Source organism: Oceanimonas aquatica (genome assembly GCF_030732065.1).
Taxonomy (GTDB): Bacteria; Pseudomonadota; Gammaproteobacteria; order Enterobacterales; family Aeromonadaceae; genus Oceanimonas.
Genome location: NZ_JAVBHX010000005.1, coordinates 98,137 through 120,587 on the forward strand (window position 1 = coordinate 98,137; position 22,451 = coordinate 120,587).

At 64.1% G+C, this 22,451-nt stretch carries 25 protein-coding genes and 1 riboswitch; of the genes, 3 read left to right on the forward strand and 22 right to left on the reverse strand.

Features of this window, described 5'->3' with window-relative positions; translation table 11 throughout:
• Nucleotides 1-3: 3 nt before the first annotated feature.
• The 12 genes from Q9290_RS08775 to flgB are packed head-to-tail and all read right to left on the reverse strand — an operon-like array spanning nucleotide 4 to nucleotide 9,670.
• Nucleotides 4-1,002, reverse strand: a complete 999-nt coding sequence (locus tag Q9290_RS08775; protein WP_306079270.1) for a hypothetical protein — start codon at nucleotides 1,000-1,002, stop codon at nucleotides 4-6.
• Nucleotides 1,003-1,011: 9 nt separating this feature from the next.
• Nucleotides 1,012-1,908: a flagellar hook-associated protein FlgL gene (flgL, locus tag Q9290_RS08780; RefSeq protein ID WP_306079271.1), complete on the reverse strand. Its 897-nt coding sequence runs from the start codon at nucleotides 1,906-1,908 to the stop codon at nucleotides 1,012-1,014.
• Between the two features lie 11 nt (nucleotides 1,909-1,919).
• Nucleotides 1,920-3,242: a flagellar hook-associated protein FlgK gene (flgK, locus tag Q9290_RS08785; RefSeq protein ID WP_306079272.1), complete on the reverse strand. Its 1,323-nt coding sequence runs from the start codon at nucleotides 3,240-3,242 to the stop codon at nucleotides 1,920-1,922.
• 6 nt (nucleotides 3,243-3,248) lie between these two features.
• On the reverse strand, nucleotides 3,249-3,635 hold the full coding sequence (locus tag Q9290_RS08790) for a rod-binding protein (RefSeq protein ID WP_306079273.1): 387 nt from the start codon (nucleotides 3,633-3,635) through the stop codon (nucleotides 3,249-3,251).
• Between the two features lie 17 nt (nucleotides 3,636-3,652).
• Nucleotides 3,653-4,759, reverse strand: coding sequence for a lateral flagellar basal body P-ring FlgIL (fgIL, locus tag Q9290_RS08795; RefSeq protein WP_306079274.1), 1,107 nt, complete (start codon nucleotides 4,757-4,759; stop codon nucleotides 3,653-3,655).
• Between the two features lie 8 nt (nucleotides 4,760-4,767).
• Nucleotides 4,768-5,439: a flagellar basal body L-ring protein FlgH gene (gene flgH / locus Q9290_RS08800; RefSeq protein ID WP_306079275.1), complete on the reverse strand. Its 672-nt coding sequence runs from the start codon at nucleotides 5,437-5,439 to the stop codon at nucleotides 4,768-4,770.
• Nucleotides 5,439-6,224 (reverse strand): flagellar basal-body rod protein FlgG, encoded by a 786-nt coding sequence (gene flgG, locus Q9290_RS08805; protein WP_306079276.1) that lies wholly within the window; start codon nucleotides 6,222-6,224, stop codon nucleotides 5,439-5,441. The genes flgH and flgG overlap by 1 nt, the downstream gene beginning before the upstream one ends.
• A gap of 54 nt (nucleotides 6,225-6,278) precedes the next feature.
• Nucleotides 6,279-7,007: a flagellar basal body rod protein FlgF gene (locus Q9290_RS08810; protein ID WP_306079277.1), complete on the reverse strand. Its 729-nt coding sequence runs from the start codon at nucleotides 7,005-7,007 to the stop codon at nucleotides 6,279-6,281.
• A 9-nt stretch (nucleotides 7,008-7,016) separates the two neighbouring features.
• The gene (flgE, locus tag Q9290_RS08815) at nucleotides 7,017-8,204 is read right to left on the reverse strand and encodes a flagellar hook protein FlgE (protein WP_306079278.1); all 1,188 of its coding nucleotides are present in this window, start codon (nucleotides 8,202-8,204) and stop codon (nucleotides 7,017-7,019) included.
• Nucleotides 8,205-8,223: 19 nt separating this feature from the next.
• Nucleotides 8,224-8,880, reverse strand: a complete 657-nt coding sequence (locus tag Q9290_RS08820; RefSeq protein WP_306079279.1) for a flagellar hook assembly protein FlgD — start codon at nucleotides 8,878-8,880, stop codon at nucleotides 8,224-8,226.
• Nucleotides 8,881-8,882: 2 nt separating this feature from the next.
• Nucleotides 8,883-9,302, reverse strand: coding sequence for a flagellar basal body rod protein FlgC (gene flgC / locus Q9290_RS08825; RefSeq protein WP_306079280.1), 420 nt, complete (start codon nucleotides 9,300-9,302; stop codon nucleotides 8,883-8,885).
• 2 nt (nucleotides 9,303-9,304) lie between these two features.
• A complete protein-coding gene (flgB, locus tag Q9290_RS08830) occupies nucleotides 9,305-9,670 on the reverse strand; it encodes a flagellar basal body rod protein FlgB (protein ID WP_306079281.1) in 366 nt (121 codons plus the stop codon).
• Between the two features lie 164 nt (nucleotides 9,671-9,834).
• On the opposite strand from flgB, the gene flgA reads away from it, so the two are divergent.
• Genes flgA through flgN form a run of 3 tightly spaced genes read left to right on the forward strand, consistent with a single transcriptional unit; the run spans nucleotide 9,835 to nucleotide 11,244 of the window.
• Nucleotides 9,835-10,500, forward strand: coding sequence for a flagellar basal body P-ring formation chaperone FlgA (gene flgA / locus Q9290_RS08835; RefSeq protein ID WP_306079282.1), 666 nt, complete (start codon nucleotides 9,835-9,837; stop codon nucleotides 10,498-10,500).
• 58 nt (nucleotides 10,501-10,558) lie between these two features.
• Nucleotides 10,559-10,837, forward strand: coding sequence for a flagellar biosynthesis anti-sigma factor FlgM (gene flgM, locus Q9290_RS08840; RefSeq protein WP_306079283.1), 279 nt, complete (start codon nucleotides 10,559-10,561; stop codon nucleotides 10,835-10,837).
• Nucleotides 10,834-11,244 (forward strand): flagellar export chaperone FlgN, encoded by a 411-nt coding sequence (gene flgN / locus Q9290_RS08845; protein ID WP_306079284.1) that lies wholly within the window; start codon nucleotides 10,834-10,836, stop codon nucleotides 11,242-11,244. Before flgM ends, flgN begins: the two co-directional genes overlap by 4 nt.
• Here flgN and Q9290_RS08850 read toward each other — a convergent pair.
• The 10 genes from Q9290_RS08850 to flhB form a co-directional block, all read right to left on the reverse strand.
• Nucleotides 11,216-11,629, reverse strand: a complete 414-nt coding sequence (locus tag Q9290_RS08850) for a hypothetical protein (protein ID WP_306079285.1) — start codon at nucleotides 11,627-11,629, stop codon at nucleotides 11,216-11,218. The two genes, flgN and Q9290_RS08850, sit on opposite strands and share 29 nt — an antisense overlap.
• Nucleotides 11,622-12,956 (reverse strand): FliI/YscN family ATPase, encoded by a 1,335-nt coding sequence (locus Q9290_RS08855; RefSeq protein ID WP_306079286.1) that lies wholly within the window; start codon nucleotides 12,954-12,956, stop codon nucleotides 11,622-11,624. The genes Q9290_RS08850 and Q9290_RS08855 overlap by 8 nt, the downstream gene beginning before the upstream one ends.
• A complete protein-coding gene (locus Q9290_RS08860; RefSeq protein WP_306079287.1) occupies nucleotides 12,943-13,656 on the reverse strand; it encodes a FliH/SctL family protein in 714 nt (237 codons plus the stop codon). The genes Q9290_RS08855 and Q9290_RS08860 overlap by 14 nt, the downstream gene beginning before the upstream one ends.
• Complete coding sequence (locus Q9290_RS08865; RefSeq protein WP_306079288.1) at nucleotides 13,656-14,681, reverse strand: FliG C-terminal domain-containing protein; 1,026 nt, start codon at nucleotides 14,679-14,681, stop codon at nucleotides 13,656-13,658. The genes Q9290_RS08860 and Q9290_RS08865 overlap by 1 nt, the downstream gene beginning before the upstream one ends.
• Nucleotides 14,674-16,368 carry a flagellar basal-body MS-ring/collar protein FliF gene (gene fliF / locus Q9290_RS08870; protein ID WP_306079289.1) on the reverse strand — a complete coding sequence of 565 codons (1,695 nt, stop codon included), beginning with the start codon at nucleotides 16,366-16,368 and terminating at the stop codon, nucleotides 14,674-14,676. The genes Q9290_RS08865 and fliF overlap by 8 nt, the downstream gene beginning before the upstream one ends.
• A gap of 9 nt (nucleotides 16,369-16,377) precedes the next feature.
• Complete coding sequence (gene fliE / locus Q9290_RS08875; RefSeq protein ID WP_306079290.1) at nucleotides 16,378-16,701, reverse strand: flagellar hook-basal body complex protein FliE; 324 nt, start codon at nucleotides 16,699-16,701, stop codon at nucleotides 16,378-16,380.
• Nucleotides 16,702-16,703: 2 nt separating this feature from the next.
• Entirely contained in the window at nucleotides 16,704-18,056 is a 1,353-nt protein-coding gene (locus tag Q9290_RS08880) for a sigma-54 dependent transcriptional regulator (protein WP_306079291.1), read from the reverse strand.
• A complete protein-coding gene (locus Q9290_RS08885; protein ID WP_306079292.1) occupies nucleotides 18,053-18,898 on the reverse strand; it encodes a MotY family protein in 846 nt (281 codons plus the stop codon). The genes Q9290_RS08880 and Q9290_RS08885 overlap by 4 nt, the downstream gene beginning before the upstream one ends.
• 114 nt (nucleotides 18,899-19,012) lie before the next feature.
• A riboswitch (cyclic di-GMP riboswitch) is annotated at nucleotides 19,013-19,100 on the reverse strand.
• Between the two features lie 131 nt (nucleotides 19,101-19,231).
• Nucleotides 19,232-21,310, reverse strand: coding sequence for a flagellar biosynthesis protein FlhA (flhA, locus tag Q9290_RS08890; protein WP_306079293.1), 2,079 nt, complete (start codon nucleotides 21,308-21,310; stop codon nucleotides 19,232-19,234).
• 10 nt (nucleotides 21,311-21,320) lie between these two features.
• A complete protein-coding gene (flhB, locus tag Q9290_RS08895; protein WP_306079294.1) occupies nucleotides 21,321-22,451 on the reverse strand; it encodes a flagellar biosynthesis protein FlhB in 1,131 nt (376 codons plus the stop codon).

Below are 22,451 nucleotides of genomic sequence, written 5' to 3' on the forward strand. Positions count from 1 at the left end.
GGCTTACTCCTTGCGCAATAACGCCACGGCGTTATGGCGGGCGACGTTGGCCTGAGCCACCAGGGCCGACACCAGCTTTTCAAAGGGGCTGCCGCGGTTGCCGAGTGGCGCCTCGCCGGTGGGGGTTGGCACCGCCGGCCATTCAGCAGACATTTGCTGCAAAATAAAGCGGCGCTGCTCCTGTAACCGGGCGGTGTAGTCCTGAATGTGGTTTAGTACCCGCTGCAGGTGCTCCCGTTCGCTGGCCAGCTCTCCCTTGCGCGCCGCCTGCTGCAGAGGCAGCAGCGCATCAGACTCGGGAGTGGGCTTGATCAGCACCGGCTCACCCGCCGGCACACGAACGCCCTCGCCCTGCATCAATATGGGCTGGCGCAAAATGGCCTCGGCTCTGTCGGTGGCCACCAGCTGTACCCGGCCCTGCTCCGCGGAGGCTGCGATGCCGAGGGGTTTTAAATGGCGGTTAAGCTGGCCAAGCGTGTCGGCGGGCCGCTGGCCGGGCCGAATGGTAATGCCCATGGCCTGCTGCTGGCCCGCCAGCAGCAGGGTAATGCGCTCCCGCGTGCCCTTGACGCCCAGCAGATCCACCTTGTCGAGCTGAAAGCGATGACGGGCGGCGTTGCCTTCCAGTGCCTTGGGTTGCAGCCGGGCATCGAGCCGGCCCTGCTGTTGCAGCTGGTCGCTGAGCCGCGACAATTGCTCACCCCATTGTTGCTGCTGGTCGGCACTCATGGTGGAGGCCTGCATGCGCTGGGCCAGGGTGCGCAACTGCTGCCAGGCCTGGCTCAGGGATTGCTCCGCCGCCTGCAGCCGGGCCACGCTGGACTGGGCCTGACTGAGCTTGCCCCATTGCTGATAGCGGCCCGGCGCCGACAGCCCGGCAGGAGAACCAGAAAGAGCTTTGCTGCTGTCGGCCTTGTCGGCCAGGCCGGGCGCGGCGGCAATGCCACCGGCGGGATCAAGCGACGTCTGAACCGCGCCGGGGCGCGTGCTGGCGAGTTGCATCAGATGTCCTTACACGGCATTGAACAGCGACAGCTTGTTCACATTCACAAAGGCCTGCTGGCTGCTTTGCAGCGCCAGCAGCATCTGCTGCATGTTCATGGCCGCTTCGCCGTAATCCAGTGCCGACAGCTCATTGTGCAGGCCCTGGCCGAACACCTTCATTTCACCATGGGTGGCCACCACCTGCTCCAGGCCGTTGATGCGCCCGCCAATGTCGGTGAGGGTGCGGGTCAGGTTGCCGATGCCCTTGTCCAGGCTGTTGAGCATGTCGGCCACCGAAGTGCCGATATTGCCGGTGGCGGTGTCCAGCAGCCCGATAAAATCGTGCACCTCCTGCAGCAGGTTGCCACCGTTGAACATCAGCCCTTCGGCGGTGTCGTTGGCGGCCACAGTCACGCCGTTGGCAATGGTCACCTGGCGCTGGTAGTCATCCCCCTGATAGGTGAACACGCCAGGGGCGGTTTCGGCCACCGCCGGCACGTCGGTCCGGGAACCGGAAAACAGGTAATGCCCCTCTTCGTTGCGGGCATTGACCAGATCCAGCAGGGTGGCCTTGAGGGACTCCATCTCCTGAGTCAGGGCCCGGCGCTCTTCCAGGTTGTAGGTGCCGTTACCCGCCTCCACCGTCATGTCCCGCAGGCGCAGCAGTATGTCCTTCATGGCGTCGATCTGGGTTTCCTGCTGGCCCAGCCGGCTGGTGACCTGTACCGCGTTTTTCTCGTACTGCTCGATGGCACTGATTTCCTTGTCGATCCCCTGCAGCCGTACCGTGGCGAGGGGATCGTCCGACGGCTTCATGATGCGGTCACCGCTGCCCATCTGTTGCAGCAGCTTGCCGTAGTCGGCGCCGCCCTGCTGCATGCTCTGCATCATGATCCGCTGAATTTGTCCTGTACTGACGCGCATATCGGCTCCCGTTAAATCATGTTCAGCAGGGTATTGAACAGCTGATCGGCGGTGCCGATCACCTTGGCGTTGGCCTGGTAGTTCTGCACATAGTTCATCATGTTCATGGCTTCTTCGTCGAGGTTGACGCCGCTCACGCCATCGCGCCGGGCCTGGGCCTCAATACGAATATTGTCGGACGCCGCCGCATCGGCCTGCCACTGGGCGCTGGTAATGGCGAGATCGCCCACCAGGCCGCGATAACTTTCGTAACTGCCGTCTTCCAGCCCCAGCAGGGCCTGCAGGTTATCGTTGTTGCCCGGCCCCGGGCTGGTGCTGCCGGACAGGGCCAGCTGCTCGGGGGTAAAACCGTCACTGACCTTGAGGCTGCCGGCGCCATCACCGGGAGTAAAACTGAACAGCGGCGCACCCGGCTGGCCGTTGAGATCCACCCCCTGAGCCAGCTGCTGGTTAATCTGGTCGGCCATCCCTTCGGCAATGGTGTCGAGCTCGTCACGGGCCGGTTGCAGCTGCTGTGCCCGGTGCAGCATCAGCCCGCCCAGGCTGCCGCCGATGTCCCCGTTAAGGGGATAGTCCTGGCCACTGAAATGCACGGATACCTGGGTATCGTCGCGGCTGATTTGCGCCGCCTGGTTACCCAAGACCAGTGGCTGCCCTTGAGTCAGGCTGACATTGATGGTGCCGTCGGCCTGACGGGACGAGCGAATATCCACCAGCCCGGCAAGCTGGCGCAGGGTCTCGTCACGACTGTCTTCCAGAATGCCAACATTACCGCCCTTGGCGCCCACCGCCTTGATTTTTTCGTTGAGCTCCGCCACCTGGGTCAGCAGGCTGTTGGCCTGACTGTTGGTGGCATCGAGCTGATCCAGCACTCGCCGCTCCTGGGCATCGAGCTGGGAGCTGAGGTGGTTGAAGCGCTGGGCCAGGGCCTTGGCGGAGGCGATGATCTGCTGGCGCGGCGCCACACTCTGGGGGGTTTCCGCCGCCCCGTGCAGGGAGGCGAAAAACTGGTTAAGCCCGGGCAGCAGGCTGCTGTCTTCACTGCCCAGCACGGTTTCCATCTGTCCCAGGTAATCGCTTACCTGCCGGCGCTGGCCCGCCTCCGACTCGGCCCGCCACAACTGGGCGGTGAGAAACTCGTCGGCCACCCGGCGCAGACCGGTCACCTGAACGCCGCTGCCGCCCATTACCCCAAAGCCGGTCTGGCGGGCCGCCAACTGCACTTCCTGACGGCTGTAACCGGGTACGTTCACGTTGGCCACATTCTGGCTCATGGTGTTGAGGGCGGTCTGGGCCGCCTGCAGCCCCGACAGGCCATTGTTAATCATCGCCATTTCACATTATCCGTTTTTGGCCACCCGCAGCGGCTGGCTGAAGGCGGCAAGGGAGGTCTCATTGTTGTTAACGACCGCCCCGGCGGCACTCTTTAACTGGCCCCCAAGCTGGTTCACCATCAGCTCCCGAAGCCCGGTCTGGCCCTGGGAAGCCATGTTCATGGCAATCTGGCCATCGTGCCAGTCACGCATCATCGCCTGCTGAGGGCCCGGGGCAAAAGGGCTGTCGGGATCCCGCAGGGCATCGGTGGCGGAGCGCATGTTTTTCAGCACCATCTGCAAAAACATGGCTTCAAACTGCTCGGCGGCCTTTTCCAGCCCCTGCTCGGGCGACTGGCGCTTGATGCGCTCCAGCCCCTGCCAGTTAAGATACTGGCTCTGTTCGGTTTTCATTGTTGTTTTGCTCCCCGTTACAACACCACCAGCTCGCCCTCAAGGGCGCCGGCTTCGTCCAGTGCCTGCAGAATCGACATCAGCGCATCCGGCTTGGCACCCAGACTGTTGACCGCCTGTACGATTTCATTGAGTTCGGTGCCTTCGGGCCAGACAAACATCTTGCCCGGCTCCTGATCCACCTTGAGATCCGACTCGGGCGTGACCGCGGTTTCACCCTGAGACAGGGCATTGGGCTGGCTCACGTTAAAGCGCTCGGTAATGGTCACCGTCAGATCGCCGTGGCTCACCGCCGCCGGACGCACCCGTACGTTCTGCCCCACCACCACGGTGCCGGTGCGACTGTTGAACACCACTTTCGGGCGTTTGGGCCCCGTCTCGACGCGCACATCTTCTAGCATCGACATAAAGGTCACCCGCTGGCGGGCATCCGCCGGCGCCCGTACCTCAATGGCCCGGGGGCCGGTAGCCTGGGCCACATCGGGACCAAACACCTGATTAATGGCCAGCTCCACGTTACGAGCGCTGCGAAAGTTGGCGTCCTTCAGGTTCAGGGTCACCACCGGCTCGCTGACAAAGCTCGAAGGAATTTCCTGCTCGATCAGCGCACCGTTGGGAATGCGTCCGGCGGTGGGCACATTGACGGTAATGGAGGAGCCGCTGTTGCCCTCGGCCTTGAGCCCGCCCACCACCAGGTTGCCCTGAGCCACGGCGTAGACCTGGCCGTCCACCCCGCGCAGGGGCGTCAGCAGCAGGGTGCCGCCGCGCAGGCTCTTGGCGTCACCGATAGACGACACCGTCACATCCAGAGTCTGGCCGCGCCCGGCCAGCGCCGGCAAAGTGGCATGCACCGACACCGCCGCCACGTTCTTGAGCCGGGGGTCGGTGCCGTCTTCGAGCTGCACGCCGAACTGGCGCAGCATGTTGGTCATCGATTGGCCGGTAAACTTGACCTGGCTGCGATCACCGGTGCCCGACAGGCCCACCACCAGGCCGTAGCCCACCAGCTGGTTGTCGCGAATGCCCTGCACGTCCACCACGTCCAGCAAGGGCCGCTCACTGGCCCGGGCCGGCGCCAGAGCAGCGAGCACCAGCCAGAGCATGATCACAAAGGAATATTTCATCTTCGCTCCTAGAGGGGGAACCAGCTGCTGTTAAAGAACCGCGACAGCCAGCCGGCCTGGTTGGTGTCGGCCAGGGCGCCGCGGCCGGCATAGGTAATGCGGGCATCGCCCAGACGCTGGGACGGCACCCGGTTCTGGCTGTCGATGTCGTCGATGCGCACCAGCCCCTGCAGGCGCACGTATTCATCACCCTGATTCAGCCGAATCCACTTCTCCCCTTTCACGCGAAGCACGCTGTTGGGCAGCACCTCGGCCACGGTCACCGTGATCGAGCCCGACAGGGTGTTCTGCTGGCTGGTGCTGGCCGAGCCGTTGAAGTCCCGGTCGGCACCGCCTTCCACCGTCAGGTTGGTGCGCAGCTTGCGCCCCACCAGCGGCACCGGAATATCGATGTTGCTGCTCTTGTCGAGGCTGGTGTCGGCCTTCTTGCTGGACTGGGTGCGCTCCTGCAGCAACACCGTCAGCATGTCGCCCACGCGAAAGGCGCGCCTGTCCTGAAACAGGGCGATCATGGTCTGGTTGCTGAAGGCACTGCCATGGCGGGCCTGCTGGTGAGCAGGCACGGTCGGTGGCGTTGGCGCCCAGTCGTCCTCGCCCGGCTCGGGCGGGATCAGCTCATAGGTGGTGCAGCCGCTCAGCATCAGCAACACGGCCGCCAGCATGCAATAACGAGATTTCATCACAGCGACTGGCTGACGAACTTCAGCATCTGATCGGCGGCGGACACCACCTTGGCGTTCATCTCGTAGGAGCGCTGAGTGGTGATCATGTCCACCATTTCCTCCACCACGTTGACGTTGGAACCTTCCAGGGTGCCCTGCTTGAGGGTGCCCAGGGCATCGTCCCCGGCCTGGCCTTCCATCGGCTCGCCGGAGGCGGCGGTCTGGCGATACAGGTTACCGCCCATGGCCTCGAGGCCGGCGGGGTTGGAGAAATTGGCCAGGGTGATCAGGCCCAGCTCCTGAGGCTCGGCCTGCCCCGCCAGGTTGGCGGTAACAATGCCGTTGGTGCCCACGGTGACGTTGATGGCGTTTTCCGGTATCTCAACCTGGGGCACCAGCGGCAGGCCCTCGGCGTTGACCATCAGGCCTTCGGAATTGCGGTGAAACTGGCCATTACGGGTATACACCAGCTCGCCGTTGGGGCGCTCAATCTGAAAAAAGCCCTGGCCGACAATGGCCATGTCCAGCTCCTGACCGGTGTTCTGAAAATTGCCGGTGGTAAACACCTTCTGGGTACCCACCACCTTGACGCCGTTACCCATCTGAATGCCGGTAGGGATCTGGTTTTGCTGATCCGCCGCCGCGCCCGGCTGGCGCTGCACCTGGTAGAACAGATCTTCAAAGGCGACTCTGTCCCGCTTGAACCCCACGGTATTGACGTTGGCCAGGTTGTTGGAAATGGCGGTCATGCGCGCATCCTGCGCGGTCAGACCGGTCTTGCTTACCCATAATGCTGCATGCATGCGTAATTACCCTGTTCTGTTTACTCGGCTGCCGAAGGCCGGCAGCCCTGTTGATCAGCTGCCGCGGATCAGCCGGGCGCCGGCCCGGGCCTGATCGTCGGCGGTTTTCATGGCCCGAACCTGCAGCTCGAACTGCCGTCCCAGGGCCATGGTCTGCACCATCTCTTCCACCACGTTGACGTTGGCCCCTTCCAGGTAGCCCTGCTTCAGCGCAATGTCCTCGTCCATGGCCAGCGGCACCGGCTGGTCGGCGTAGAACAGGCCGTCCAAACCCTTTTGCAGCTGGCCTTCCTCGGGCCGCACCAGCTTGATGCGGCCCCCTTCAATCAGGGCGCCGCCCCCCGGTGGAGTCAGGCTGACGGTGCCGTCACGGCCGATTTCAAGCCGGCTGAACTCGGGCAGCACCAGGGGGCCGTCTTCCCCCACCACCGGGTGGCCGTTGATGGTCAGGGCGCCTTCCGGGCTGACCAGCATGTTGCCGGCCCGGGTGTAGCCTTCATTCTCACCGCTCTGCACCGCGATAAAGCCCTCGCCCTGAATGGCGATATCCAGCTCGCGGCCGGTTTGCTGCAGGGGGCCGGCAGCCAGGTTGGTGCCGGCAGGCAGGCTTCGGGCCAGGGCCCGGGTATGCAGACCGTCACCGTTCAGAAAACGGGCCGAGGCCTGCTCGTAGTCGGCGCGAAACCCCTGGGTATTGGCATTGGCCAGGTTATTGGCACGAATACCCTGAGCCATCATGGCGTGCTGGGCCCCGGACATAGCGGTATAAAGCAAACGATCCATTCAGCGACCTCAGAAGGAGTTGAACAGCACCTGCGTCATCTTGTCGGCGGCGCTGATGCTTTTGGAGTTGGCCTGGTAGTTGCGCTGGGCGGTCATCAGGTTGACCAGCTCACCGGTCAGCTCGACGTTGGAGCCTTCATAGGCGCCGGCGGTCAGGCTGCCCAGGGTGCCGGTACCCGGGTCACCCAGGGTGGGTGCGCCGGACGCAAAGCTCTGATACCAGCTGGTGCCGTCGCCCTGACGCAGGCCGTTGGGGTTGGCGAAGTCCGCCATCACCACCTTGCCCTTGAGCTGATCCTGACCATTGGTGAACACCGCATACATGTCGCCATTGGACTCAAAACGAATCCCTGCCAGCTCGCCGGCGGTGTAGCCATCGGGCTGGTTGCGGGACACGCTGAAGTCGCCGGCATACTGGCTGGTGCCTTCCAGATTCAGGGTGATGTTGAGGGGGTCGGCCGAGGCCAGGGTGTGGGTCAGGTTCACGGTATTGGCGGAAGTCAGCTTGCCGGCGGTGTCAAAGGTCATGGTCTGAGGCGTGCCCATGGCGGCGCCGTCCATCTGGTAATTCACCTGCCAGGTGTTGTCGGCGGTCTTGACGAAATACTGGGTCATCACATGACGGGTGCCGAGCGAATCAAAGACTTCACTGGACTGGGAAAAGTTGTAGCTGTTGGCATCGGCCGGATCAAAGGGCGTCACCGCCGGGTCGATGGTTTCGGCGTCCGCCTTCAGGTTGGCGGTAAATTCCACCCGGGTGCTGGCCTTGGCCGGCAGGCCGGCACCGTCCACCCGCAGATCCTCGACCACCCCCTGCTGCAGCTCACCGACCTCGTTGGTCATGAACCCCTGCAGGCGCATGCCATTGCCGGCCACCACATAGTTGTCGGCATCGCGGTTAAAGGTGCCGGCCCGGGTAAAGGCGGTCTGGCCGTTCAGACTGGTCATGAAAAAACCGTTGCCGGAAATGGCCAGATCCAGGGCGCGGCCGGTGTTGACCACGTCTCCGTCCCGCTCGAAGTTCTGGGACACGTTGTTCACTTCTACCCCGCCCGGCTGACCGCCACCGTAAACGGCGGCAAATTCCGCCCGGGCACTCTTGAAGCCGGCGGTGGAGACGTTGGCGATGTTGTGGCTGATCACGCCCAGCGACTGGCTGGTGGCCCGCAGGCCGCTGAGGCCGATACTCATGGACATAACTGACTTCCTTAATGTGTTAGGACTGACCGAACTCGGTCACCTGAAACAATGACATCTGGCCGACACCGGCCAGTCCCAGCATGATGTCGCCGCCCCCGGCAGGCAGGCTGACTTTTTCCACGGTGCGCTCCATGTAGGGCGACAGCGACAGGCTCTCGCCGTCCCGAGTGGCGGTCACCCTGAACTCGTACTCACCGGCAGGCAGCTCGGCCAGCGCAAAAGTCTGATCGCCGGTGGGAGAAGTCCACTCCTGCTGGTGCACCCGCTGGCCCTGCTGGTCATAGACCTCCAGGGTGAGCTGCTCGGTGCCCGCCGGCACCGGCAGGGTACCGCTCAGGCTTTCCGCATCACTCAGGCTGATGGACTGCACCGGTACCGTGACCTTTTTGCCCATCAGCGAGGTGCTGCCCAGCACCTGCAGGGTATCGAGCAGGGTGGCCTGCTGCTGCCCCTGCAACTTCATCTGCTCAATGCCTTCCACCATGCTGAACTGGGCCAGCTGGGTGACGTACTGAGTGCCGTCGAGCGGGTTGAGGGGATCCTGGTTGTTGATCTGGGCCACCATCATCTGCAGAAATTCACTGCGCAGGTTGCCCACCTCGTTGCCCGGCGCGATGGCGCTCTTCTGGCTGCCCATGGCGTTGTCCAGCCCGTTAATGCTTGCCAGTGCCATGATTAACGCTGCCCCAGGTTGAGCAGGCCCTGCTGCATGCTGTTGACCCGGCCGATCACCTCCACCGCCGATTCAAAACTGCGCGAGGCGGACATCATGTCGGCCATTTCTTCCATCACATTGACCCCGGCGTAGTAAACGTGGCCGTCGGCGTTGGCCAGCGGATGATCCGGCTGGTAACGCTGCTCGGGCAGACGATCCGAGGGCAGCACCCCGGCAATATTGACCTTGGCACCAGCCAGCTCGCCGGCCTGGGTTTGCTGGTAAAGGGTGGCAAACACCGGTTTGATGGCCCGGTAGGCCTCCTCTTCACTGGCGGCCACCGAGCCGGCGTTGGCCAGGTTGGAGGCCACGGTATTCATGCGGCTGGTCTGCGCCTGCAGGGCGCTGGCCGCGATGTCATAAACTCCGCGAAACGACATAATCAACGTCCTTCTATGGCCTGTTGCAGGCCGCGTAACTTGATGTTCAGAAAGGTCAGGCTGGTCTGAAAGTCCATGGCGTTTTCGGCAAAGGCGGTCTGCTCCACCGACAGCTCGACGGTATTGCCATCCCGGGACGGCTGGTAAGGCACCCGGTACAGGCTGTCGGCCTGCACACCCGGCTTGTCCACGCCCTGCTGCAGGGCATTTTCGGTCTGCTGCAACACCGCCTTGTAGTCGATATCCCGGGCCTGATAGCCGGGGGTATCCACGTTGGCCAGGTTGCCGGCCAGTAATTGCGTTCTGTCCATCCTGAGCGATAATGCGTGTGGATGAATGCCCAGCGCCTTGTCGAACCCCAGTGCCATTTGCTGTACCTTTCGAGTTGCTCACATTGGTTTCGCCCTCGACTTACAAGATTTGTGCCATCAAATAAATGACAATACTTTCAAACATTTACAAGTTAACCCCCGGCATTTTCCGGTGCATTCGGGAAGGGCTTTTTCCCCCCGGAAAGCGGGCCTGGCTGCTGTTGCTGACCTTATCCTGCTCGGTGCAGGCGGAGCTGGCCGGGGATCTGACTCAGGCTGCCGAGCAACGCCTGGCGCGGCACGCCGCCGAGCAGGACTGGCTGCCCTACCAGGCCGAATTCACGCCCTGGCTGCCCGCCGGTGCATCCCGCCTGCCCGCGTGCTCCCGGCCGCTGCGCTTTGAGCCGGCCCAGGCCGATGGCGAACCCTGGGGCAGGGTGCCTTATCTTGTTCATTGCCCGGATGAGCCCGGCTGGACCACCCGCGCCCGGGTGAAAGTGACGGTGCGCATGCCGGTGTGGGTGGCCGCCGAGCGCCTGCGCCGGGAGCAGGAGCTGACGCCGTCGGCAGTGCAGTTACAGAGCCTGAGCCTGGAGCGGCTGTACAGGGGCTTTGTGGCCGGGCGCCAGCCACCCCGGCAGCGACTGCTGCGGGATCTGCCGGCGGGGGAGCCTCTGTATCCGGCGCTGCTGGCGCCACCGTGGCTGGTCAAAAAGAAGGAACAGGTGGTGATCGAGGCGGTAGGTGACGGCTTTACCATCACTACTCGGGGCCTGGCCTTGAGTAACGGCAGCCAGGGCGAGCTGGTGCGGGTGCGCAACACCGGCTCGGGCAAGGTCATTCAAGCCAGAGTCGTAGACAAAAACCGGGTACAAAGTCTGCGTTAAAGATGGCCGTCAACGGGGTCGTTGATTACAGACAGCTGCAAACACAATGGAACCTCATATGAAAATCAGCCCGCATCGCACACCTCCTCTGACCCTGGTTTCAAGCCAGGATTCCCCCCGGGTGACCACGGCCAGGCCTCAGGCTCAGGGTAAACAGGCTCAGGCCGAACTCAGCCCGGAGCTGGCCATGGTGCAACAGGCACAGGAAAGCCTGAATGCCTTGCCCGAGGTCGACATGGAAAAGGTCGCCCGGCTGCGCCAGGCCATCGCCAATGACGAGCTGCCGCTGGATCTCGACGCCCTGTCCCAGGCCATACTCGAGCTGCATCGTCGATGAACAAGGTGATCCTGAAGCAACTCTGGCAGGCGCTGCAACAGGAGCTGGAAGGCTACCGGCGCCTGCACCGGCTGCTGCAACACCAGGCCCGCCTGCTCACCGGTCAGGATCATCAGGGCTTGCTGAGTCATAACCCCGGGCAAATAAGGCTGACCGAACAACTGGCCGGCCTGGCCGCCCGGCGTGAAACCCTGCAGGTCGAACTCGGTGCCGCTTCCCTTGAGCAGCTTTGTCACAAGCTGCCCGCCCCGCTCTCCGGGCGGCTCGGTGAACTCTGGCAGGGTCTGCAGCAACAGGCTCGTTTGTGCCGGGCCCTGAACGACAGCAATGGCCGGCTGCTGGCCAGCCAGAAGGAATGGCTGGAGCGGCGCCTGGGCGTTACCGAAGCGGTTTATCAGCCGGTCTGATACACCACTCCAGCTGGGCTTCCCATTCCCGTCGCTGCGCATCACGCCGGGCCTCTTGCTCCCGGCGTTGCTCCAGCAGTTCCAGTCCCTTGACCTTGCCCGCCTGTTGCCGGCTGAGCCGCTGCAGGCGTTCGCTGTCCTGCTGTGCCGCTTTCAGCTGATGCAAGTGGCCGTCGATCACGGTATTGAGCTGTTGGCGAATGTGTCCCTGATTCAGCAGACTGATGGCACTGGCGGCCAGTGGTGCACCGGCCAGACCATTTCTGGCCTGCTCCAGGGCCGACTGTTGGCGCTGCAATTGTTCGGCCCGCTTATTCAGTCTGTCCCGCTGCTGCACCAGGCTGTCCAGTTGCTCCCGTTGCTGACCAATAAGCCGTTTACGCATGCTCTCCTCCGGTCAGTTCCGTCAATTGCTGCAACGTCTGCGCCAGGCTCACCGGCTCCAGCTCGCCCTGTTGCAAAAAGGCGGCCAGCGCCGGATAGTGAGCGATGGCGTCATCGGTTTCCTGGCTTTTGCCACTTTGAATGCCCCCCAGCGGCAGCAGCTCGCGTATCTGCTGATAGAGGCCGAACCAGCGCTTGCACTGCACCGCCCGAGCCAAATGTTCGGGACTCGCCACCTTGCTCATCACCCGGCTGATGGAGGCGCCGACATCAATGGCCGGATAGTGGCCCTGCTCCGCCAGCTGCCGGCTGAGCACCACATGGCCATCGAGGATCGCCCGGGCCGCATCGGCCACCGGATCCTGCTGATCATCCCCTTCCGCCAGCACGGTATAAAAGGCGGTCAGGCTGCCCTCGGGCTGCTCGCCGTTGCCGGCGCGCTCCACCAGCTCGGTGAGGGCACTGAAGGCCGAGGGCGGATAGCCCCGGGCCACCGGCGGCTCGCCCACCGCCAGACCGATTTCCCGCCGGGCCTGCACGTAACGGGTGAGCGAGTCCATCAGCAGCAGTACATCCTTGCCCTGATCGCGAAAATATTCCGCCACCCGGTGACAGCTTTCCGCCGCCCGCACCCGCAGCAGCGGACTCTGATCGGCGGGGGCGGCGATCACCACCGCCCGGGCCCGGCCCTCTTCACCCAGGCAGTCGTCGATAAACTCCCTGACTTCCCGGCCCCGCTCGCCAATCAGCCCCACCACCACCACGTCGGCCTGAGTGTAACGGGCCATCATGCCAAGCAGCACACTCTTGCCCACGCCGGGGCCGGCGAACAATCCCAGGCGCTGGCCCTTGCCCGGTGTCAGCAGGCCGTTGATGGCGCGTACGCCCACGTCCAGGGGCTCGGTCACGCGGCGGCGCAACAGCGGGTTGGGCACCGGGGTATGCCAGGAGACTGGCTGGCCCCTGGAGGGCGGCCGGCCATCGAGCGGGCGCAGCAGGCCGTCGACGATGCGCCCCAGCAGGGCCGGCGACACCGACAGCCTGGCCTCGCTGGCACAGGGGCGAACCCGGGCGCCGGTATACAAGCCCGACGCTGAGGTCAGCGGCAGCAGCAGCGCCTGCTCCCGGTCCAGGGCCACCACTTCCGCCTCCAGTTCGCCGCCACCCTCGGTGTCGATGCTACAGCGCTGGCCCAGCACCAGCCGGCAGCCGGACACTTCCAGCAGGTTGCCGGTGACCCTGAGCAGACGGCCGTAAACCTGGCCGATATCAAGCTCGTCACTGAGGGCGGCCCGGGCCAGCTGCAGCCGGTGCTCAAGCAGGCTCATCGGGGGCATCCAGGCTTTGGGCGACCCGAGCCATGCCCTTTTGCAGACGTTCTTCGGTCAGGGCTTCCAGGGTCAGGGTTTCGGTTTCGATGCGGCAGTCCCCCGGCGCCAATGCCGCATCCTCATGCAGCGCCCAGCCCTGGCACTCGGTAATGCCGATCTCGCTCAGCCGGGCGCGGTCGTCGGGATTAACGAACAATTGCAGTTCCTGGGTGCGGGCATCAATGCCGGCCAGGGCTTCTTCCACAATGGCCAGCACCTGCTCCGGGTTCAGGGTCAGCTCGGTACGGATCACGCGCCGGGCCACCTGCTCCACCAGCTCGCACAGTTGCTCCCGCTGCTGGCGCAGGGCCGACATCGACAGCTGCTGCCACTGCTGTTCGGCGCCGCTTTGCCACTGGCGCAGCTCATCGGCCAGGGTATGCTGCAGCTCGCGCAGCTGGGCCATGCCCTGCTGACGGCCCTGCTCGGTGCCCTGCTCCATGCCCTGAGCCAACCCCAATTTCAGGCCTTCCTGACGACCGCTTTCAAGACCGGCATTACGGCCTTGCTGAAAGCCTTCTTCGTACCCCTGCTCCAGTCTCTGACTGTAGGCCGGCGGCTCTTCTTCCTGGGTCGCCTCCTGCACCGACGGCTCGCCGTAGAGGGGCGGAAAGCGGTAGCGGCGATAGGCGCGCGTGCCCTTTGTGTGTCCTGTCACTAGTTCACCACCTGCTCTTCATAGAGCTGGAATTCCAGCTCGCCCTGCTCCACCAGATCGCGTACCAGGTTCATCACGTCCTGGCGGGCATTTTCTACCCGGCTCACGGCCACCGCGCCCTGACGCAGCATATCCTGCTCCATCTGCTGGGCCATGCGCCGGGGCATGGCTTCCAGCATCACCCGGCGAACCGGGCTTTCGGCGCCCTTGAGCGCCAGCCCCAGTACTTCCAGCGGCAGATCCTGCACAATGCGCTGCAGGGTCTCCTGGGTCTGCCGGGCCAGGCTGGTGAAGTCGTACATGTTGCGCTCGATGTCGCCGGCCTTTTCCGCGTTATGCAGCTTGATGGACTCCATCAGCTCACCGCGGTTGCCCTGATAGCGGTTGACGATGTCCGCCACCTGACGCACGCCATCGACCCGTGCGCCGGCATTGTGGGCCACAAACTCCATGCAGCGGGCCAGCGCCGCCTTGAGCTCCACCACCACGAATTCGCTCACTTCATTGAGGTTGGCCACCCTGAGTAACAGCTCGTCGTGGCTGTCTGCGGGCAGCAGCGAGAGCACGGCGGCGGCGGAGTCGGCGGGCAAAAAGGCCAGGATCACCGCCTGCATCTGAGGGTGCTCCTGCTGCAGAAAGCGCGCCAGCAGCTCGGGCTGTACCCATTGCAGACGCTGAATTTCCTGACGCACCACGTCGCCGTACATGGAGTCCAGCAGGCCCCGGGCCAGTTTCTCGCCCAGAGCCAGATCCAGGGTGCGCTCCAGGTATTCCCGGGACGCCGAATTGATGCCGCTCTGCTGACGATAGAGGTCAAAGAATTCCTGCAGGGTGCCCCGGGCCGACTCGGCGGAGACACCGGCAAGCCGTGCCATGGCGGTGGTCACCTTGTTAACGTCGTCACGGTCCAGGCGCTGCAGCACCCGGGCGGCGGCGTTTTCACCCATGCTCAGCAGCAGCACGGCGGCCTTTTCGGTTTCTTTCAGGGTCAGGCCCGCGGCCTGCTCGGTCACTTGCTCAGTCATGATCTTTAATCCAGTGCTTGATGACTTCCGCCACCCTGTCGGTTTCCCGCTCCGCCAGCAGTTGCAGGTGAGTCACCTGCACCGTCAGCTCGCTGCCCGGCGGCGGCAGTTGCCACTCGCGCTCATCGGCTTCCCAGGGCAGGGTGGTGTGCGGCCCGGGCCGCTCGCTGTCGGTTTTGCTCGCCAGCGCCGTGGCGCCCTCACTCTGGCCCGCTGCGGGCAGGGTGGCCTGCAGTTCACGCAGGGCCGCCGCCTTCTGGTTGGTACCCAGGTGGCGCACCAGCGGGCGAACCCCCAACAGCAGCACCGCCAGCACCATAAAGGCCCCCAGCAGGTAACGGGCATAGGTCTGGGTTTCGGGCTGCTGCCACCAGGCCAGCTGATCCGGAAACTCGCTCAGCACCGCCTGGGGCGCAAAGTCAAAGCTCGACAGGGCAAAGCTGTCTCCCCGAACCTGGCTGAAGCCCACGGCGCCCTGCACCATTTGCCCCAGCTGAGTGAGCTGGTCCTCGCCCCAGCCCCCTTCCGGCGCCGCCCCCTTGTTGAGCAGCACCGACACGCTCAGCTGATTGATGCGTCCGCTCTGGTAGCGGGTATGCACCACGGAGCGGCCGCTTTCAAACTGACGCTGGTACTCCCGCTGCTTGCGCTGGCTCTGATTGTTATTGCTCTCGGTCTCTTCACCGTCGGCATCGGTTTTCGGCGGCGTGTTGGACAGCGCGCCCGGAATGCCCAGCCCCAGGCTGTTCCGGGTGGTGTTTTCACTGCCGGTTTCCCGCAGCAGCACCGGCGTCTGATCCAGGCTCTCCCGGGTTTCTTCCACGGCGTTGAAGTCGAGATCGGCGGTGACCTGTACACGAAAGTTGCTGGCCCCCAGCACCGGATAGAGCATGTCCCGGGCCCGCTGGGCCAGTTGCTGCTCCAGCTGGCGGGTATATTCCACCTGGCGCAGGCTCATGCCCCGGCTCTGGCCGTTCAGCGACAGCTCATCGCTGAGCAGCTGGCCGCTCTGATCGATCACCGACACCTTTTTACGGGTCATGCCCGGCACGCTGCCCGACACCAGATTGATGATACCTTCCACCTGGGCCGGATCCGGCCCATGGCCGGGGACCACGTCCAGCATCACCGAAGCGGTGGGTACCTGCTCGGCGCGGCCGATAAACAGGGTGCGCTCGGGCATGGCCAGATGAATCCGGGCCTGACGCACCCAGTCCAGCGCCATGATGGTACGCGCCAGCTCCCCTTCCAGGGCGTGGCGGTAACGGCGGGTTTCCATAAACTGGCTGGTGCCAAAGCCGGTGTTCAGGGCCAGCTCATCCATACCGGAGGGCAACATCGCCTTGACGCCCTGAGACGCCAGCCGCATGCGCACCGGCCCCAGCTGCTGCTCTTCCACCAGAACCTGACCACTGTGAGGATCCAGGCGAAAGGGAATTTGATCCTGCTCCAGCACCTCGACGATACGGGACTGATCGTACAGTTCCTGCTTGCCATAGAGGGGCACGAAGCTGCGCCCGGCCTGCCACAGAAACGCCACCACCACGGCGGCGATGATGAGTGCCAGGCTGCCCAGCAGCAATACCTGGCGATGATGATCCGACAGCCCCTGCCAGCGGGCCCGAGCCTTGCCTACGCCCGCCATCAGCGGCTGGCCGGCGGCCATCAGTGTGCTTGCTTGTGCCATAACAGCTCCTTACAGCGGCATGCGCATGATGTCGTCAAAGGCAGTCATCATTTTGTTGCGCACCTGCACCAGGGTGGAAAAACTCAGGCCCGCCTTCTGACTGGCCAGCATGGCCCCCACCAGATCCTCGCTGGCGCCGGTTTCCACCGCCGTCATCAGGCTGGACGCCTGCACCTGCTCGTGGTTGATGGCGCGCACCGTGGTTTTCATCAGTTCGCCAAAGGAGCCCTGCTCCACCGCCGGCGTGATGGCAACGCCGCCCTGAGCCTGCTGTTGCAGCTGACTGAGCCGCACCAGCATGGCCTGCTGAGCGCTTTCGGGTGAAATGGTCATGGTCAGGCTCCTACGGCACGGTCAATATCAATGCCCTGCTCACGCATGGCGGCCAGCTTGTAGCGCAGCGCCCGGGTGGTCAGGCCCAGGGCTTCGGCGGTGCGGGAACGGTGGCCGCTGTACTGACGCAGTATCTGCAGCACGTAGTCGAACTCGGCGCGCTGACGGCTGGCCTGCAGGCCCTCGGCGGGGGTGTCGGCCACCGGCTGACTCAGGGTGATCAGGCTGTTGGCCGAGCGGCTCTGGGCGGACTCGGGCAGCATGAGATCAACCACGTCAATAATGGCGCTGCGGGCCAGGATCAGCGCCCGCTGAATGACGTTTTCCAGCTCACGAATGTTGCCCGGCCAGGGGTGGCTCAGCAGGGCGCGTTCGGCCTCGGCGCTGAAGCGGAATGACTCGCCCTGTCCGTATTTCTGCAGAAAGTGGCGGGCCAGCGGCATGATGTCTTCGGCCCGCTCGCGCAGCGGTGGCCAGCCCAGGGGCAGCACGTCGAGGCGGTAGAACAGATCTTCGCGGAATTCACCGGCGCTCACCGCCTCGCGCAGATCCCTGTTGCTGGCCGCCACAATGCGCACATCCAGGCGCACCTTCTGATGGCTGCCCAGGCGTTCCACTTCCTTTTCCTGCAGCACCCGCAACAGCTTGGCCTGCAGCGCCAGGGGCATTTCGGAGATCTCATCCAGCAGCAGGGTACCGCCGTTGGCCAGCTCGAACTTGCCCGCCTGGGCCTGGCTGGCACCGGTATAGGCGCCCTTGCTGTAACCGAACAGCACGGCTTCCAGCATGCTTTCGGGAATGGCGGCACAGTTCACCGCCACAAAGGGGCCATCGCTTCGGTCGGACACCTGGTGAATATAACGGGCCAGACACTCCTTGCCGGTGCCGGACTCGCCGCCGATCAGCACCGCCGCCGGGGTCTGTGCCGCCCGGTAGGCCAGCTGCAGCACCTGCAGGCCGGCCCGGGAGCGCACCACCATGTCGCCGGTGCTGTTGCGCAATGCCAGGCTCTGGCCCAGCACCCGCAGCAGCTGGCTGGGCTGAAACGGCTTGAGCACATAGTCACTGGCGCCAGCGCGCAGGGCCTCCCCCGCCAGGGCACTTTCACCCTGCTCCACCATGGCCAGAATGACGGCCTGAGGAAACCGGCTCACCAGGGTCTGGATCTGCTCGGCAAAGCCGGCCCCAGTGTCGCTGTCTACCAGGATCACGCCCGGCTTGTGCTCACTGCGGGACATCAGGTTCATGGCCTCGACCCGGTAACCTTCGGCCAGCAGGGCGCCGTGACACACGTCGGACAGGCCGCCCTTTGAAATCAGCCACAGCAAAGAAGAAGACTGAGTACCCATGTTCATGATGCTTGTTCCGCCTTGATGAAAGAAATAACGACGCGCCGGTTCTGGTAACGGCCAGCCGGAGTGGTGTTGTCGGTCGAGGGATAGGCTTCGCCAAAGGCGCGAATGGCCATTGGCAGCGAAGGATGAAAACGGCGCAGCTCATCGGCCACCCGCTCCGCCCGTTGCCGGGACAGCTTGAGGTTCAGCGTCTCGTCGCCGCTGTTGTCGGTGTGGGATTCCAGCAGCAGGGAACCCGGCTTCTGCGTGCCGATGTGGGCGGCCAGGGCCGCCAGCTGCCGGCGCTGCTCCGGGCTCAGCTCCCTGGCTCCGCGTTGAAAGTGCAGGGTCAGGCGTTCGCCGTTCACGGCGTGGTCCACGCCGTCCTCGCCCCGGCACAGCCGAAAATCGTTGTGGGCCAGCTGAAAATGAATGCCCGACATCACCAGGCGGTGGGGATTGCCCGGCTCGGCAATGGCCAGCCAGCGGCCATTTGCCAGGGCGTTCAGGGCCTCGGAGGTGTGCTGGTCAAAGCGCAGCTGCTGGCGCTGCCAGTGGCTTTGAGTCAGGGGCTGCTCGGGTGCCTGTTGCCAGGGGGCCGGCACAATGGACAGGGTGGCCTGGCCGCCCTGAATACCCCGGGCGCGCCAGTCCACGCTCAGCACCGGGCGTTCACCACGACCGGCGCTGAAGCGGGCAATGGCCACCTGTCCGATGTGGTGCTCCAGCACACAACGGGAAGCGCTGCGTTCGGCGCGCCAGACAGCCTGATCCAGATCGGTCACGTAATCGGCCGATGCTCCGGGACTGCCCAGCAACACACCAAGGCAGGCCATGCCTTTCAGTCTTGCAAGGTTGTTCATCTTGTTTCTTGTCATTTACTTCCGGCAGCAGAGTGCCGGCCCGGCACCAGGCCAGGATGGGAAATAACGCTGAGAAAGGTATTACAGGTGGCGAAACGCCGGAAGGTAACCTGCCTTGGCGGCCCCGCTATCGTAGGAAAATCATTCCCTTAGACCGGAAGCTTTGCGTCCTGCGTTTTCACGCAGTTTGCCCTTGTCATCAGCAATCGTTTTTCAGTGCGACAGTAGTTGACTAAAAAAACAGGAAAATTTCAACCCCAAACCGGCATTTTTCTTATGGGTATTGAGTGGCGGGAGGAAGGAAAGCCCCCTTCCTCCGTAAGGGAATGGCGATCAGCCCAGGGTGCCGACCACGTCGATTTGAATGTGCTCGGGCACCTCGTTGTAGGACAGCACCTTGAGCCCCCTGGCAAACACGGCGCCGTAGCGGGCCAGTAATGGCCGCAGCTGAGGCATCACCAGCAGCACTGCCGGCACGCCCTGCTCCTGCAGGGTTTCGGCCACTGCCGGCATTTTCTGCTGCAACTGGGAGAGCAGGTTGGGCTCGACCGGAAAGCTGTCGATGCTGGTTTTGGCGTTCTGTTGCTGGGCCTGCCCCAGGGCGCCGAGCAGGGTCTGCTCCAGGGTATCGGCCAGGGTAAATGCGCTTAATACGTCGCGTTCTCCCATGATCTGGCGCACAATAACCCGCTTCAGCGCACAGCGCACATCGGCCGCCAGCAGCACCGGATCCTGGGTGATCTCGGCCCCTTCCACCAGGGCGGTGGCAATGGTGACCACATCAGAGAGGCTAACCTGCTCCTTCAGCAGGTAGCGAAACACTTTCAGCTGCAGCACCGGCGGCACTGCCTCGGCCAGCAGCCCGGCCAGTTTGGGTGCCTGCTGCTGCAACCGCTCCTGCCAGTGAGTCACATCGTCCAGCACCAGCAACTCCGGCAGGTGCTCACGCATCAGCTTGCTGACATGGGTGGCCACCACGCTGGCGGAGTCCACCACCGCATAGCCGTAGTTCAGGGCCTTGGCCTTGTTGCCGGGCTCGATCCACACCGCCGGCATGCCATAGGCCGGCTCCTGGGTCAGCTCGCCGTCCACCTCGCCATAGGTGTCGCCCTTGTTGATGGCGAGCATGCGTTCGCCGTCGGCGCTGCCGCTGGCCATCACCACCCCGGCCAGCTTGATGCGGTATTCCTGGGGTGACAGTTGCAGGTTGTCGCGCACCCGCACCTCGGGCAGCAGAAAGCCGGCCTGCTCCGACAGGCTCTTGCGCACCCCGCGAATACGCCCCAGCAGCGGCGCGCCCTGCTCTTCATTGACCAGATTGACCAGCCGGTAGCCCAGCTCCAGAGTCAGCAAATCGACCCGGGGCAGGTCCTGCCAGCCCAGGCTGGCGGCGCTGTCCTGTTCACGGGCCAGCAGGGTCTCGGCCTGCTCCAGCGGCTCGGCCTGCCTGGCTTCGGCCTGCTGCAGGCGCCAGGCGGCGTAGCCGAGCACGGCGGCAAACAGCAGAAACACCAGGGTCGGCATGCCGGGCACCAGCCCCAGAATGAGCATGACGGCGGCCCCGGTCCATACCACGCGAGGGGATGCCAGCAGCTGCTGCCCGACCTGAGTGGACATGTCACTGTCGTCGTTGACCCGGGTGACGATAATGGCGGCGGCGGTGGCCAGCAGCAGTGAGGGGATCTGCGCCACCAGGCCGTCACCTATGGTGAGCAGGGCAAAACGCTGAAAGGCTTCGGCGGCACTCAGTTCATACTGGAACATGCCGATCATGAAGCCGCCCAGCAGGTTGATGAACAGGATCAACAGGCCGGCAATGGCGTCGCCGCGCACAAACTTGGAGGCGCCGTCCATGGAGCCGTAGAAGTCGGCTTCCCGGGCCACCTCCTGACGGCGGTTGCGGGCCTGCTCCTGATCGATGGCGCCAGCGTTGAGATCGGCGTCGATGGCCATCTGCTTGCCCGGCAGGGCGTCCAGGGTAAAGCGCGCCGCCACTTCCGAGATGCGCTCGCCGCCCTTGGTGATCACCACAAAGTTGATGATCATCAGGATCACGAACACCACCATGCCCACCACGTAGTTGCCGCCGATCACCACCTCGCCAAAGGCTTCGATCACCTTGCCCGCGGCCCCCGCCCCCTCATGGCCGCTGAGCAGCACCACCCGGGTCGAGGCCACGTTGAGCGTGAGCCGCATCAGGGTGGCCACCAGCAGCACGGTGGGAAACACCGAGAAGTCCAGCGGCCGGCGCGCCGATACCGCCACCAGCAACACCAGAATGGCCAGCACGATATTGAAGGTAAAGAGCGCGTCCAGCAGCCAGGGCGGCAGCGGCAGTATCACCATGGCCAGCACGGCAATCAGCAGCAGGGGAACGGCCGCATAAGGGCGGCCAAGGCCTTTCCAGTTCACACTTCACCTCTTAATGTTGGTATTTCTCGGGAATTCGAAACTCGGGCAGGTTGCCGGGACGGCGCCCTCGCCCTTCGCGCCAGGCCTTGAGCTGCAACACATGGGTCAGCACATAGGCCACGGCGCTGTACAGGCCCGCCGGCACCTGCTGATCCACCCGGGTGGAGTAATACAGGGCGCGGGTCAGGGGGGGCAGGCTGATCACCTCGAGATCGTGTAGCCGGGCCAGCTCGCGAATGCGGGTGGCCAGGGCATCGGTGCCCTTGGCAATGACAAAGGGCGCCTCGGCGCGCTCGGGATCGTACTTGAGCGCCACGGCGAAATGGGTGGGGTTAACGATGACCACGTCCGCGTCCGGCACTCGCTGCTCGATACGGCCGGTGGCCATCTGAAACTGAATTTGCCGAATGCGCTGCTTGATTTCGGGCCGGCCCTCGGTGTTTTTCTGCTCTTCCTTGACTTCCTGCTTGGTCATTTTCAGTTTCTGGTTCATCGACCATTTCTGAAAGGGCACGTCGATAATCGCAATCAACGCCAGCGCCGCACACAGCGCCAGCACCGCCAGCACCAGCAGCCCCAGGCCCTGACCAAAGCCGCTGACCAGCGGCATGCGACCGAGAAACATCAGCCGCTGCCACTGGCTGACCAGCAGCACGCCCAGGGTGCCGCCCAGCAGGGTGACCTTGAGCATGGACTTGAACAGCTCCACCAGCGTCTGTTTGGAGAACATGCGCTTGAGCCCCGACAGCGGGTTGAGCCGGCTGAGCTTGAGTTGCAGGCTGTCCCAGGAAAACAGCAGACCGCCGGGCACCAGCCCCGACAACACCAGCAGCACCGAGATGGTGAGGAAGACCGGCAGCAGCGCCCACAGGGTGGCCATCAGCGCCTGCTCCAGCAGCTCCAGCATGCGCGCCGGCTCGCGCGTGGCCGCCGCTGGCAGTTCCATGGCCGATGTAAACAGCCGGCGAAAAAAGGCGCCCAGCGCCGCGGTCTGCCACCAGAGCACCAGGCCGCCGAGCAACAGCAGCACCAGGGTATTGAGATCCTTGGAGCGGGCCACCTGGCCTTCGCGCCGGGCCTTGCGCTTGCGCTGCTCCGTGGGCTGTTCGCTTTTGTCCTGAGAAGAATCCTGCCCGGCCAT

Coding starts and splice junctions, on each gene's coding strand:
- Q9290_RS08775 (WP_306079270.1), bottom strand. CDS start 1,002: ATGCAACTCGCCAGCACGCGCCCCGGCGCGGTTCAGACGTCGCTTGAT.
- flgL (WP_306079271.1), bottom strand. CDS start 1,908: ATGCGCGTCAGTACAGGACAAATTCAGCGGATCATGATGCAGAGCATG.
- flgK (WP_306079272.1), bottom strand. CDS start 3,242: ATGGCGATGATTAACAATGGCCTGTCGGGGCTGCAGGCGGCCCAGACC.
- Q9290_RS08790 (WP_306079273.1), bottom strand. CDS start 3,635: ATGAAAACCGAACAGAGCCAGTATCTTAACTGGCAGGGGCTGGAGCGC.
- fgIL (WP_306079274.1), bottom strand. CDS start 4,759: ATGAAATATTCCTTTGTGATCATGCTCTGGCTGGTGCTCGCTGCTCTG.
- flgH (WP_306079275.1), bottom strand. CDS start 5,439: ATGAAATCTCGTTATTGCATGCTGGCGGCCGTGTTGCTGATGCTGAGC.
- flgG (WP_306079276.1), bottom strand. CDS start 6,224: ATGCATGCAGCATTATGGGTAAGCAAGACCGGTCTGACCGCGCAGGAT.
- Q9290_RS08810 (WP_306079277.1), bottom strand. CDS start 7,007: ATGGATCGTTTGCTTTATACCGCTATGTCCGGGGCCCAGCACGCCATG.
- flgE (WP_306079278.1), bottom strand. CDS start 8,204: ATGTCCATGAGTATCGGCCTCAGCGGCCTGCGGGCCACCAGCCAGTCG.
- Q9290_RS08820 (WP_306079279.1), bottom strand. CDS start 8,880: ATGGCACTGGCAAGCATTAACGGGCTGGACAACGCCATGGGCAGCCAG.
- flgC (WP_306079280.1), bottom strand. CDS start 9,302: ATGTCGTTTCGCGGAGTTTATGACATCGCGGCCAGCGCCCTGCAGGCG.
- flgB (WP_306079281.1), bottom strand. CDS start 9,670: ATGGCACTGGGGTTCGACAAGGCGCTGGGCATTCATCCACACGCATTA.
- flgM (WP_306079283.1), top strand. CDS start 10,559: ATGAAAATCAGCCCGCATCGCACACCTCCTCTGACCCTGGTTTCAAGC.
- flgN (WP_306079284.1), top strand. CDS start 10,834: ATGAACAAGGTGATCCTGAAGCAACTCTGGCAGGCGCTGCAACAGGAG.
- Q9290_RS08850 (WP_306079285.1), bottom strand. CDS start 11,629: ATGCGTAAACGGCTTATTGGTCAGCAACGGGAGCAACTGGACAGCCTG.
- Q9290_RS08855 (WP_306079286.1), bottom strand. CDS start 12,956: ATGAGCCTGCTTGAGCACCGGCTGCAGCTGGCCCGGGCCGCCCTCAGT.
- Q9290_RS08865 (WP_306079288.1), bottom strand. CDS start 14,681: ATGACTGAGCAAGTGACCGAGCAGGCCGCGGGCCTGACCCTGAAAGAA.
- fliF (WP_306079289.1), bottom strand. CDS start 16,368: ATGGCACAAGCAAGCACACTGATGGCCGCCGGCCAGCCGCTGATGGCG.
- fliE (WP_306079290.1), bottom strand. CDS start 16,701: ATGACCATTTCACCCGAAAGCGCTCAGCAGGCCATGCTGGTGCGGCTC.
- Q9290_RS08880 (WP_306079291.1), bottom strand. CDS start 18,056: ATGAACATGGGTACTCAGTCTTCTTCTTTGCTGTGGCTGATTTCAAAG.
- Q9290_RS08885 (WP_306079292.1), bottom strand. CDS start 18,898: ATGAACAACCTTGCAAGACTGAAAGGCATGGCCTGCCTTGGTGTGTTG.
- flhB (WP_306079294.1), bottom strand. CDS start 22,451: ATGGCCGGGCAGGATTCTTCTCAGGACAAAAGCGAACAGCCCACGGAG.